The following is a 12,588-nucleotide window of genomic DNA, read 5'->3' on the forward strand; positions in this document are numbered from 1 at the left end:
ATTTTCTTGCCTCGTTATACTAACCGGAGCTCAGTGCGGCATAGGAACGGCTCATGGTATTTGTAAGGGGATTTTTCTGGTGGCAAAGATTGGCGTTTGGGGTTATAATGGTAGAATAGCAAAAATATGGGCCGAGGGGCTATGAGATATGGAGAGTGAGAATTGTGTTAGACATTAAGTTTGTCCGTGAACACTTGGACGAGGTGCGGCAGATGCTGCAGAACCGTCATAATCCGCTGAATCTGGATGATTTTTCTGCCTTGGAAAAGGAACGCCGTGAGCTGCTGCAGCAGACGGAAACGTTGAAAGCAGAGCGTAATGAGGTATCCAAGGTCATCAGCCAGATGAAGAAAAACAAGGAAAATGCTGATGATAAGATTGCGGAAATGCGTGCTGTCGGGGAGAAAATTTCTGCGCTTGATGCCAAGCTGAAAGATGTAGAGGAAAAACTGCGCGACATTCTGCTGCATATTCCGAATATGCCTAAGGCTGATGTGCCTATCGGCAAGGACGATACGGAAAATCCGGAAGTGCGCAAATGGGGCACGCCGAAAGAATTCTCCTTTGAGCCCAAGGCACATTGGGATATCGGCACGGATTTGGATATTTTGGACGCTGACCGCGCGGCAAAGGTTACCGGTGCCCGGTTTATGTTCTACAAGGGGCTGGGGGCGCGCCTGGAACGTGCCTGCATTAACTTTATGATGGACCTGCATGCCAATAAGCATGGTTACACGGAAATGCTGGCTCCGTATATTGCCAACAAGGACAGCATGACCGGTACGGGCCAGCTGCCGAAGTTCGCTGAGGATATGTTCAAGCTGGAAGGGCAGGATTATTATCTGGTGCCGACCGCGGAAGTGCCGACGACGAACTACCATCGCGATGAAATTCTTGATGGCGACAAGCTGCCGGAATACTACAGTGCTTACACGGCTTGTTTCCGGGCTGAGGCTGGCAGCGCCGGCCGTGATACTCGTGGCCTTATCCGTCAGCATCAGTTTAATAAGGTAGAACTTATTAAATTTGTTAAGCCGGAAACCAGCTGGGACGAACTGGAAAGCATGGTAGATGCAGCAGAAGATGTACTGCGGATTTTGGAATTGCCGTATCACGTCGTGCAGCTTTGCACTGGTGATATGAGCTTTACCTCTGCCAAGACCTATGATATTGAGGTTTGGTTCCCGTCGCAGGGGAAATATCGTGAGATTTCCTCCTGCTCCAACTGTCTCGATTATCAGGCACGCCGGGCTAATATAAAGTTCCGTCGTGACAGCAAGTCCAAACCGGAATTTGTGCATACGCTGAATGGTTCCGGTCTGGCTGTAGGCCGTACGGTGGCAGCTATCCTCGAGAACTATCAGCAGGAAGATGGTTCGGTGGTAGTGCCGAAGGCTCTGGTGCCGTATATGGGCGGTGTGGAAGTAATCCGCTAAGGGCAGTGGCTGAATCTGATGTGTACGATTGTACACATGGATTACAATAATGTGTCCTATACTGCTGGACAAGATTCGCTCTTTGCTGTAATATAGATAAGTAATTATCTGTTATTATCGGTAAAGAGCGAATTTTTATTGTAAGGAAGGTGTAGTTTTTGGAACGGAATGGATTTTCTACCCGGTTAGGGTTCATACTGGTCTCGGCCGGCTGTGCTATCGGCCTGGGTAATGTTTGGCGATTCCCGTATATTACCGGTCAGTATGGTGGGGCGTCGTTTGTACTCATTTACTTGTTGTTTTTGGCTATTTTAGGTCTGCCCATCATGGTGGCAGAGTTTGCGGTGGGGCGTGCCAGCTGCCGCAGTGCCGCGATGTCCTTTGATGTGCTGGAGCCGAAGGGAACTAAATGGCACTGGCATAAGTATACGGCTATTGGCGGTAATATGATTCTTATGATGTTTTATACTACCGTAGCCGGCTGGATGCTTTATTACCTCTATAAAACGGCCACAGGTGCTTTTGACGGTTTGGACGCCGCTGGCATCGGGGCAATTTTTGGCGGACTTTTGCAGGACCCTGTGACCATGGGCGGCTATATGATGGCCATTGTAGTGCTGTGCGGTGGTGTCTGCTATTTAGGTGTTGAGGCCGGCGTTGAGCGCATTACGAAATTTATGATGACCTGCCTGCTGGTTCTGATGGTTATTCTGGGCATTAACTCGGTGCTGCTGCCCGGGGCTGGTGAAGGACTTAAGTATTACCTTTACCCGGATTTTGGCCGTTTGATGGAGCATGGCCTTAAGGAAGTTATCTTTGCCGCTATGGGGCAGGCGTTCTTTACCCTGTCTATCGGTATGGGTTCCCTGGCCGTGTTTGGTTCGTATATTGGCAAGAGCAAGCGTCTGAGCGGTGAGGCTGTCTGGATTATCATACTTGATACTTTTGTGGCTATTATGGCAGGTTTGATTATTTTCCCGGCTTGTTTCAGCTATGGTGTCAGTCCCTCCAGTGGGCCGAATCTGTTGTTTGTGACGCTGCCGAATGTTTTTAATTCCATGCCCTTTGGGCGCCTGTGGGGCACATTGTTCTTCCTCTTTATGACCTTTGCGGCTATGTCCACGGTTATCGCGGTATTTGAAAACCTTGTAGTTTGTTTCTTTGACCTGCTGCATATTGACCGGCGGAAGATTATCTGCGTTGGTATCCCCGTGGTTATTTTGCTGTCCCTGCCTTGCGTGTTAGGCTTTAATGAATGGAGCTGGATTCAGCCGCTGGGTAAAGGTTCAGGTGTACTGGATTTGGAGGATTTCCTGGTATCCAACAACATTTTGCCTTTAGGCAGTTTGGTGTATATGGCTTTCTGTACGAGCCGTTACGGCTGGGGCTGGGATAACTTCATCAAAGAGGCGGATACGGGCCAGGGCATGGCCTTCCCGAAGTGGATTCGTTTCTATGTGACGTATATTCTGCCCATAATCGTACTGGTTATCTTTGTTAATGGGTATTATGCGTTGTTCTTTAGTAAGTAAATGTAGTATAATAAATTGGCACCGTTGGGTGTCAATTTATTATTAGTAAGATTGGAGTGAATGCCTGTGATAAAGTTTTCTCATGTGGAGAAGACCTATGACAGTCCGGCCGGGCCAGTGCCGGCACTGAAAGGCATTGATTTAGAAATCGCCAAGGGCGAGATTTATGGCATTATCGGTTTATCCGGGGCTGGCAAGTCCACCCTGGTGCGCTGTATCAATATGTTGGAGCGGCCTACGGGCGGCAAGGTTATCGTGGACGGACAGGACATGACGGCGCTCAGTGACAGTGAACTGCGTGCGGCCCGCAAGGATATCGGTATGATATTCCAGCATTTCAACCTGCTGTCTTCAGCGACTGTATACGACAATATCGCTTTTCCGTTGAAATTGGCCGGCAAGTCTGCTGAGGAAATCAAGGCCAAGGTGGAGCCGTTGTTGAAACTGGTGGGGCTGGAGGCCAAAGCTGACCAGTACCCGTCACAGCTGTCCGGCGGACAGAAACAGCGTGTGGGTATCGCCCGGGCCTTGGCCAGTGAGCCGAAGGTGCTGCTCTGTGACGAGGCCACGAGTGCTTTGGACCCGCAGACAACCAAGGCTATTTTGGAGCTTATCCGGGATATCAACCGTAAGCTGCAGCTGACGGTGGTGGTTATCACTCATGAAATGCAGGTTATCAAGGATATCTGTGATAAAGTGGCGGTAATTGACAAAGGCGTTATCGCTGAGGAAGGCACGGTGCTGGAGGTCTTTACCAATCCGCAGCAGCCCATCACCAAGGAATTTATCAGCGTGCTGCTGTCTAACGACCTGCCGGCGGCTTTCCGTGGGGGCAAAATCAGTCAGGAACCGGACAAAGATGCGTACCTGCTCCTGCGGCTGACCTTTATCGGGGAGTCGGCAGATGACCCGGTGATTGCTGATATGATTCGCAAGTTCACGGACGTGGAAACCACATTGTTGTTCGGCAACCTTGACCATATCAAGAACACACCTTTTGGCCGTATGATTATCGGACTGAAAGGGGAACCTGACCGGGTGCAGGCGGCGCTTGCTTATCTCAACAGCCGTGACTTAAAGGAGGAGGTGATTGGTTATGTCAAACGACATGATTCCTCTTCTGACTAAGGCGTTGGGCGAAACTGTCTACATGGTGGCCGTTTCCATGGCCATCGCGTCCGCACTGGGGATTCCCTTGGGTGTGCTGCTTTATGCAACGGATAAGGGACAGATTCTGGAGTCGCCGAACCTTAACAAAATCATTGGTACGGTGGTTAACGCCGTGCGTTCCATTCCGTTTATTATTTTGATGGTGGCGATTATTCCGCTTACGCGCCTGCTGGTGGGTTCGGCTATCGGCACCACGGCGGCCATGGTGCCGCTGGTTATCGCCTCGATTCCCTTCATCGGCCGGCAGGTGGAAACCAGCCTTAAGGAAGTGCCCTACGGTCTGATTGAGGCGGCTTTGTCCATGGGCGCGACGCCGGTGCAGATTATCAGCAAGGTGCTGCTGCCGGAATCCATGCCCAGCATTGTGGCACAGCTGACCACGGTGGTTATCAGTCTGGTCGGTGAGTCGGCCATGGCCGGAGCCATCGGCGGCGGTGGCCTGGGTGACCTGGCTATCCGTTACGGCTATCAGCGTTTCCGTCCGGAAGTGATGATTGCCACGGTTATTATTCTGATTGTTCTTGTGCAGGCGGTACAATTTGTAGGCAATACCATCGCCAAGCGCTTGGATAAAAAATAAGCATTCATTATAAGGAGGTATCCTCATGAAAAAAGTTTTAGCACTTATCGGTACGCTGCTGATTGCGGCTATGGCCTTTGCCGGCTGTGGTGACCAGCAGGCAGCCAAGGACAGCAAGGCTTTGAAGGTCGGCGCTACGGCCGTTCCGCATGCAGAGATTCTGGAAATCGTGAAACCTTTGCTGGAAAAAGACGGTATCAAGCTGGAAATCGTGGAATTCAACGATTATGTACAGCCGAACCTGGCGCTTAACGACAAGGAACTGGACGCCAATTTCTTCCAGCATGAGCCTTATCTTGTGAACTTCATGGAAGAACATAAGGAAGTTAAGTTGAAAAATGCGTTCGGTGTGCATATCGAACCCATGGGGATATACTCCAAGAAGGTAAAAGACCTCAAGGAACTCAAAGATGGCGCTGCTATCGCTATTCCCAATGACCCCACCAACGGCGGCCGTGCCCTGCTGCTCCTGCAGAAGGCTGGTCTGATTACGCTTAAAGATGGTGTAAAGGAAAAGGCTACGGTACAGGACGTGACCGGCAATCCGCATAACTTCAAGTTCCAGGAAGTAGAGGCAGCCCAGGTGCCCCGTACGCTGGATGACGTGGACGCTGCTGTTATCAATACCAACTATGCTATGCAGGTTGGTCTGGTGCCCACGAAAGATGCGCTCGTGATGGAGGACAGCACGTCTCCTTATGTCAACATTCTGGCTGTGCGTGTCGGCGATGAAAACCGTCCGGAAATCAAGGCTTTGATTAAGGCCCTGCAGAGCAAGGAAGTAAAGGACTTCATTACGGAAAAATACAAGGGTGCGGTAGTACCGGCATTCTAATGGCATCTCGCTTGCTTAAATACAGTAATATATGCTAAAATTGCCCGGTGGCAGGTGCAGAAAGTTATCATCAGCCACCGGGTTTAATGTATGCTTATATAGGGAGAAAGGAAGACGTTTCTTGAAATATAAAATGATAGCGCTGGATTTGGATGGGACGCTGAATAATGATGATAAGGTGATTACACCGCGCACGCGGGAGGCTTTATTGGCGGTTCAGGAGCAGGGCGTAATCGTGGCGCTGGTATCCGGGCGTCAGGCCCCGGGCTTGCAGAGAGAGGCTGATGCGCTGCGCCTGGAAAACTATCATGGCCTCAGAATATCCTATAATGGCGGCCGTATTCAGGATGCTGCCACGGGGGAAATCCTCTTTGACAGCGCCATTGACCATGAAACGGCTGTGGCTTTCCTGCGACATTTGGAGGCGTGGCCGGAATTGTCACCCATCGTTGATGACGGTGAGTTTATCTATACGACGGACGCCAGCCGGCACAAAGTCATGGACGAAAGCCGCAACAACAACTTAAAGGTAAAGATTGTCGAAAATATCGCTGCGGCCGTAACATTTAAACCCGTTAAGATTTTGACGGCGGCTCCGAATGAAATTCTGGTGCCCCATTTGGACGATATCCGCCGGGGCTTTGAGGATAAACTGTCCTTTGTGCAGTCTGCGCCGTGGTTCTATGAGGCGACGGTAAAGGGCGTCAGCAAGTCCAGTGCGCTGGGGGCGGCCTGTGAGCGCCTGGGGATAAAGCCGGCCGAGGTTATGGCTTTTGGTGACGCCCAGAATGATATAAGCATGCTGGACTTTGCCGGCTATGGCGTCGCCATGGGCAACGCCTGCGAGGAATTAAAGGCCATGGCTGATGAAATCACGGCCAGCAATAACGAAGATGGCATCGCTCTGACGTTGGAAAGGTATTTTGCGATATGACGGAAGAAAAGCAGCATAAACGCCGCATTCATTACAGTGGCAAGTATCCGCGGCATTTTGCGGAGAAGTATAAGGAGTTAAACCCCGAAAAATATGGGGAGGAAGTGGCGCATGTGCTGGCTAAGGGCAATACGCCGGCCGGCATGCATATCCCCATTATGGTGGAGGAGATTTTAGAGGTGCTGGCGATTAAACCCGGGGAGCAGGGCTTTGATGCTACTTTAGGGTATGGCGGCCACACCACGGCCATGCTGGAAAAACTGTCCGGGCAGGGGCGGCTGTTCAGCGGTGATATCGACCCTATAGAGTCGAAAAAGACGGAGGCCCGTATTCGGGCCAAAGGCTATGGCCCGGAAATCTGGCAGCTCAGGAATATGAATTTCTGTCAGATTGACGAACTGGCGGCGGAAGTTGGCGGCTTTGATTTCGTCCTGGCTGACCTCGGTGTGTCCTCCATGCAGATAGATAATCCTGAACGTGGTTTTACGTTTAAAAGTGACGGGCCGCTGGACCTGCGGCTGAATCCCGAGTCGGGAATCACGGCGGCGGAACGCCTGGCAGATATTTCCAAGGAAGAACTGGAGGGCATGCTGCGTGAAAATGCTGACGAGCCCTATGCCGCGGAGATTGCCAGGCAGCTTGTCCGGCGCCGCTGGCCCGTCAAGACCACTAAGGAACTGTATGACGAGGTGGCCAAGGCACTGGCCAAGGTGGAACTGCCGCCGGCTATGAAGGAGCGGGCCGGCTACAGTACGAAGAAACAGGCTTTGGCGCGTGAGGAGCTCATAAAAAAGAGCAGCGCCCGGGTGTTCCAGGCACTGCGTATTGATATAAACCATGAATATGAAGTTCTCTATGAGTTTATGGAGAAACTGCCGGCCGCGCTGCGTCCCGGGGGACGGGCGGCCATTCTGACTTTCCATTCCGGCGAGGACAGGATTGTCAAGAAAGCCTTTAAGGCTTTTGCCCAGCAGGGCGTATACAGTGATATCGCCCCCGATGTAATCCGTCCGAGCCGTGAGGAGTGTTACCGCAACAGCCGGGCTCATTCCACCAAAATGCGCTGGGCGGTAAAGGCTTAGTCAACGTATTTTTCCCAGAATTGCTCGGCCGGTATCGGACGGGCAAAGAGGAAACCTTGGCCAATGTTACAGCCGGCCTCCTGCAGCAATGCCTCCTGGGCCGGTGTTTCGATGCCTTCGACCAGAACGGTCATACCCAGACGCTTGCCCAGTTCAATGACCTGCGTCAGGATAGTATGGGAGCGTTCGGACTGTTCGGCGGCTGTGAGCATGCTGCGGTCTACTTTCATAATGTCCATGGGCAGGTTGCGCAGCATGGCTATAGACGAATAGCCGGTACAAAAATCATCCATAGAGAGGGCATAGCCCATACTTTTCAAACGCCTTGTGATTTGCAGGGCGTTTTCGTTTTCTGTTTTGGTCGTGAAGTCGATAAAGGAAGTTTCCGTAAGTTCCAGTTCAACAAGTTTCCGCGGCAGTTTGTAGCGCTCGGCTATTGACTGCATACGGGAGAGATAACCGCGCTCGGTGATATGGAGGCCGGTCTGGTTTACCGATATCGGCACCACGGTAAGTCCCTGCCTGATACGTTCCTGCAGCTGCTGGCAGACACGTTCCAGTACGTAGTAGTCCAGCTGAACGGCAAAGCCGTTGCGTTCAAAGAGATTTATGAAACTGCCGGGGCCTAAAAAGCCCAGCTCGGGACTTTGCCAGCGGACCAGGGCCTCTGCCCCATATATACCCTTGGTGGTCAGGTCGTATTTGGCCTGCAAAAATATTTGGAACTCACCGGCGGCCAAAGCCTTTTCCATATAGAGCTCCATTTGCTGCTGCTGGAGCAGCTCATCGTGCATGGCGGTGTTGTAAAGGCCGATATTCTTGCTCTTGCCGATGATTTCATTATGGGCCATCATGGCGTTATCCATGAGGATAGCCGCCTCCAAGTCACCGCTCCGGGGAACGGGACAGATACCAATATGATAAGTGAAACTGGTGGGAACGCCGTTGAGGTCAATGATGTGTGACGCTTTTTCAATGCGTTCCGCAGCCTGCCGGAAGGTAAGTCCGGGCGGTTTCTTACAGAGCATATAGGCGTGAGTTATTTCCTCGGAGAGGCCAAAGCGCAGAATCCACGGCAGCTTGGCTTTTACCTTATCGATGATGGATTTTACGGCTAAAGCGTAGTTTTTCGTTCCGTAAATCTCTTTGATAAAGGCCACGCGCTGCGGCGAAATGGCTACGACAAAAAGTTCTCCCTGCTGACGGGCCTTGGCGTATTTGTTGATGGTGGGCAGGAGCTCATTGGCAAACCAATGGAGATTGTGGGTTTGCGCCGAACTTACGATATTGGCCTGCTGCCAGAGGTCATGCGTGTGTTTGCGCCGCAGCCACATGATGTAGAGCAGGGTGACGATTATGAGGAACAGGACACTGCCCAGCACCGCCATGGACATCAGCGGATTGCGATAGATGAAGGCCTGCAATGTATCCTTGGCATGTACGCGATAGACCTCACTGTTGATGATACTGTAGACGTCCTGCGGGTTTATATGCGCGATTTCCTTGTTCAGAATGCGGACGAGAATCGGGTCAGCATTCTGGCTGACCGCCATGGCAACAGCGTGGCTGAAAACTACATTGCCGTTGGTGTAGAGGTTGTAATAGTTTCCCTGGTAAATATCACTTTGCGCAGTTATGGCTTTGACAAAGGTCATATCCGCGTCACCGTTGTTGACAGCGGCCATACAGTCAGCGACGTCCAAATAATAGCGGCGCTGCTCGGCCGGGTACATGTGCTCTATGTGGGCCTGGGTATAGAAATGTGCCCGGGCGCAGGCGATGACAGGTTTTTCCGGCAGGGGCTTGTCCTTGCGCATGACGGCGACATAGTTAAGCGCGAGGTAAGGGAAGGTCAGGGTGGCATTGTGTGCCTTGGCCCAGTTGTTATCGTCATAGGCATCCATGACGAGGTCGGCAGTTCCCTCGGTCAGCTTTTCCATCATATTTTGATGGGTGTCGGCCTGAACAAATTCCAGACGTATGCCTAAATCTACCTCTATGCGGTTGGCGATACAGCCAATAACCCCCATGGCCTGTCCGTCCTGCAAATAGGCGTAGGGCGGCTGCCGGGGCGATATCATGGCTCTGATGACGGGGTGGGCCTCCAGATAGGCACGTTCCTCGTCCGTGAGATTCAGGGTGTTGCCGGTGACATGGTATTTTGCCTGCAGGTCGTTTTGATAGAAGGTATTGACTTTATTGATGGTGGCGATAGCCAGGCGGAGCTGTTCGGCCAGCTCCGGACGCTTTTCGTCGACGAGCAGCCAGCCAATGCCGCGCCCCAGGGCAACGGATATAGTCCCGGGCGGCTGATTGACAGGGGCTGGCTCGCCGTTGCCGGCATAATACTCGCCGGCAGGCAGCATAATTACGTCAATGATTCCCGATTTCAGGTATTGCAGAGTAGTCGCGGGGGTGCCAATTACGTAGCTGTTTTTCACATTCATATAGTTGCTGATGGTCTCGGAAAATTCGTAGGCCGCACCGTGGTACATAAGCCGGCTGTCCTGCCAGATGATACCCGGATTGTCGGTAAAGCCGATAATCAGCGTTGAGCGGGTAGTTTGCTCACAAAAAACCGCGGCTGCCAGCTGCGTCCACGCCAGTGCCGTGATGATAAAAAGCCGTATCCAAAAGCGCATGGAAAACCCTCCTCCTTGGGGAATTCTGCGAATCAACTTCTACTGTTTTTATTCGTTGTAAGAAGGGAATTTCCTTCTATTGACTTTTAAGCATAAACCCCCTAAAATAAAATTGTTAATCCCGACAATTTTACTAAGGATTAAATGAGCAGAGTTTTAAACAGGTTAATCCTGTTGTTTTAAAAGGAGAGTTTATAAATGGCTGAGCAGCTTTTGGAAATTAAAGACCTGCACGCTGGCGTGGAGGATAAGGAAATATTGAAAGGGCTGTCCCTGTCAGTGGGCAAAGGTGAAGTCCATGTTATCTTGGGGCCGAATGGTTCCGGTAAGTCCACGTTGATGAACATCATCATGGGGCATCCGAAGTACACCGTAACCGGCGGTACGATGGAATTTGAGGGCGAGGATATGAAGGATATGAAGACCTTCGAACGCAGCCGCAAGGGCCTGTTCCTGTCCTTCCAGACGCCGGAAGAAATCCCCGGTATCACCGTGGAAAATATGCTGCGCACGGCCAAGCAGGCTATCACGGGCGAGAAGGTAAAACTCCTGCCTTTCCGCAAGGAGCTTAAGGCCACCATGCAGGAGCTCAAGATGAATCCGGAGTACGCCCAGCGCTATCTCAATGTGGGCTTTTCCGGCGGTGAGAAGAAACGCACGGAAATCCTGCAGCTTTTAATGCTGAACCCAAAACTGGCATTGCTCGATGAAACGGATTCCGGCCTCGATGTGGACGCTGTGCAGATTGTGTCGGAGGGCGTGGCCAAGTTCCATAACGAAAACAATTCCTGCCTGATTATCACGCATAACACGCGCATTCTCGAACATCTGAAGGTCGATAAGGTACATGTCCTGATGAATGGCCAGATTGTGGAAGAAGGCGGCCCGGAACTGATTGAGGATATCAACAGCCGCGGTTTTGCCCATATCCGTGAAGAGCAGGAAGGTTGAGGCGCATATGGCTGAGAAGAAGAAAACTTATGTAGAGGATATAGAACGTACCCTCTACGATATTAAGAACGAGGACCGTTCTGTTTATAAATCCCATAGCGGCCTGACGCCGGAAATCGTCAAGGATATTTCCCAGCGCAAGCATGACCCGGAATGGATGACGGAGTTCCGTTTAAAATCGCTGGAAGTTTATAATTCGCTGGAACTTCCCACCTGGGGGCCGTCCCTCGAAGAATTAAATATGGACGATATCGTGACCTATGTGCAGCCCGATGCCAAGATGACCGGCAGCTGGGAAGAAGTTCCGGAAGATATCAAGGATACCTTTGACCGGCTCGGTATTCCCGAGGCGGAAAAAACGTCCCTGGGCGGCGTTGGTGCCCAGTACGACTCGGAAGTGGTTTATCATTCCATTCAGGAGGATATGGTCAAGCAGGGCGTCATCTACACCGATATGGAAACGGCGCTTGTGGAGCATGGAGATATTGTGAAGGAATACTTCATGACACTCGTGCCGCCGAAAGACCATAAATTTGCGGCCCTGCATGGTGCTGTCTGGTCCGGTGGTTCCTTCGTCTATGTGCCGGAAGGCGTCCATGTGGAAATGCCGCTGCAGAGCTATTTCCGCCTGAATGCTGCCGGTGCCGGCCAGTTTGAACACACATTGATTATCGTGGAGAAAAATGCCAGCCTGCACTTTATCGAAGGCTGTTCCGCGCCGAAACACAATGTGACCAACCTCCATGCCGGCTGCGTGGAACTTTTCGTCAAGGAGGGGGCGCGCCTGCGCTATTCCACGATTGAAAACTGGTCGCGTAATATGATGAACCTCAACACCAAGCGTGCGCTGGTGGAGAAGGACGGCATTATCGAATGGGTGTCCGGCTCGTTTGGTTCGCATATTTCCTGCCTGTACCCCTGCAGTGTGCTCCATGGGGAAAACGCCCGTTGCGAGTTTACGGGCGTAACCTTTGCGTCCAAGGGGCAGAATCTCGACACGGGAGCCAGCGTCATTCATGCTGCACCGCATACGTCGGCCAATATCAATACGCGTACGATTTCCAAGGCTGGCGGTATGGCCACTTACCGCAGTGCGGTGAAGGTGACGAAGAATGCGCCGTATGCCAAGTGCTCCGTGAACTGTGAGTCTTTGATGCTTGATAACCTGAGCCGCAGTGATACGCTGCCGGTCATGGACATTGAGGGTGATGAGGCCGATATCGGGCATGAGGCCAAGATTGGCCGTATCAGTGACGAGGCCATCTTCTATCTGACCAGCCGTGGCATCGACGAAGAAGAGGCCCGGGCCATGATTGTGCGCGGCTTTGTGGAGCCGATTGCCAAGGAACTGCCGCTCGAATATGCACTCGAAATGAACAATCTTGTCAATATCGAGCTTGAAGGTACTATGGGTTAAGGAGGAAAA

Annotated in this window: 10 protein-coding genes; 9 read left to right on the top strand and 1 reads right to left on the bottom strand. The window is 51.8% G+C overall.

Annotation, left to right across the window (positions count from 1 at the left end; all coding sequences use genetic code 11):
- The first annotated feature begins 164 nt into the window (after positions 1–164).
- The 7 genes from serS to rsmH all read left to right on the top strand — a co-directional run bounded on the left by serS (position 165) and on the right by rsmH (position 7,569).
- Positions 165–1,436, top strand: coding sequence for a serine--tRNA ligase (serS, locus tag DL94_RS0105560; RefSeq protein WP_028129307.1), 1,272 nt, complete (start codon positions 165–167; stop codon positions 1,434–1,436).
- Between the two features lie 158 nt (positions 1,437–1,594).
- The gene (locus DL94_RS0105565; RefSeq protein WP_028129308.1) at positions 1,595–2,968 is read left to right on the top strand and encodes a sodium-dependent transporter; all 1,374 of its coding nucleotides are present in this window, start codon (positions 1,595–1,597) and stop codon (positions 2,966–2,968) included.
- Between the two features lie 66 nt (positions 2,969–3,034).
- Entirely contained in the window at positions 3,035–4,096 is a 1,062-nt protein-coding gene (locus DL94_RS0105570) for a methionine ABC transporter ATP-binding protein (RefSeq protein WP_028129309.1), read from the top strand.
- A complete protein-coding gene (locus DL94_RS0105575) occupies positions 4,065–4,718 on the top strand; it encodes a methionine ABC transporter permease (protein ID WP_028129310.1) in 654 nt (217 codons plus the stop codon). The genes DL94_RS0105570 and DL94_RS0105575 overlap by 32 nt, the downstream gene beginning before the upstream one ends.
- A gap of 25 nt (positions 4,719–4,743) precedes the next feature.
- The gene (locus DL94_RS0105580; protein ID WP_028129311.1) at positions 4,744–5,553 is read left to right on the top strand and encodes a MetQ/NlpA family ABC transporter substrate-binding protein; all 810 of its coding nucleotides are present in this window, start codon (positions 4,744–4,746) and stop codon (positions 5,551–5,553) included.
- A 121-nt stretch (positions 5,554–5,674) separates the two neighbouring features.
- The gene (locus DL94_RS0105585; RefSeq protein ID WP_028129312.1) at positions 5,675–6,487 is read left to right on the top strand and encodes a Cof-type HAD-IIB family hydrolase; all 813 of its coding nucleotides are present in this window, start codon (positions 5,675–5,677) and stop codon (positions 6,485–6,487) included.
- Positions 6,484–7,569 carry a 16S rRNA (cytosine(1402)-N(4))-methyltransferase RsmH gene (gene rsmH / locus DL94_RS0105590; RefSeq protein ID WP_028129313.1) on the top strand — a complete coding sequence of 362 codons (1,086 nt, stop codon included), beginning with the start codon at positions 6,484–6,486 and terminating at the stop codon, positions 7,567–7,569. The genes DL94_RS0105585 and rsmH overlap by 4 nt, the downstream gene beginning before the upstream one ends.
- Here rsmH and DL94_RS15225 read toward each other — a convergent pair.
- Positions 7,566–10,211, bottom strand: a complete 2,646-nt coding sequence (locus DL94_RS15225; protein WP_051586331.1) for an EAL domain-containing protein — start codon at positions 10,209–10,211, stop codon at positions 7,566–7,568. The genes rsmH and DL94_RS15225 overlap by 4 nt on opposite strands.
- A gap of 198 nt (positions 10,212–10,409) precedes the next feature.
- Between DL94_RS15225 and sufC the strand changes: the two genes are divergently transcribed.
- Both sufC and sufB read left to right on the top strand, forming a co-directional pair.
- The gene (sufC, locus tag DL94_RS0105600; RefSeq protein WP_028129314.1) at positions 10,410–11,162 is read left to right on the top strand and encodes a Fe-S cluster assembly ATPase SufC; all 753 of its coding nucleotides are present in this window, start codon (positions 10,410–10,412) and stop codon (positions 11,160–11,162) included.
- Positions 11,163–11,169: 7 nt separating this feature from the next.
- Entirely contained in the window at positions 11,170–12,579 is a 1,410-nt protein-coding gene (gene sufB / locus DL94_RS0105605; protein WP_028129315.1) for a Fe-S cluster assembly protein SufB, read from the top strand.
- Positions 12,580–12,588: the final 9 nt, after the last annotated feature.

It is taken from the genome of Selenomonas sp. AE3005 (genome assembly GCF_000686945.1).
In the GTDB taxonomy this organism is placed as follows: Bacteria; Bacillota; Negativicutes; order Selenomonadales; family Selenomonadaceae; genus Selenomonas_A.

Bases quoted from the DNA above. Each gene is read 5' to 3' on its own strand.
- sufB (WP_028129315.1), top strand. From the start codon at position 11,170: ATGGCTGAGAAGAAGAAAACTTATGTAGAGGATATAGAACGTACCCTC.
- DL94_RS15225 (WP_051586331.1), bottom strand. From the start codon at position 10,211: ATGCGCTTTTGGATACGGCTTTTTATCATCACGGCACTGGCGTGGACG.
- sufC (WP_028129314.1), top strand. From the start codon at position 10,410: ATGGCTGAGCAGCTTTTGGAAATTAAAGACCTGCACGCTGGCGTGGAG.
- DL94_RS0105575 (WP_028129310.1), top strand. From the start codon at position 4,065: ATGTCAAACGACATGATTCCTCTTCTGACTAAGGCGTTGGGCGAAACT.
- DL94_RS0105580 (WP_028129311.1), top strand. From the start codon at position 4,744: ATGAAAAAAGTTTTAGCACTTATCGGTACGCTGCTGATTGCGGCTATG.
- rsmH (WP_028129313.1), top strand. From the start codon at position 6,484: ATGACGGAAGAAAAGCAGCATAAACGCCGCATTCATTACAGTGGCAAG.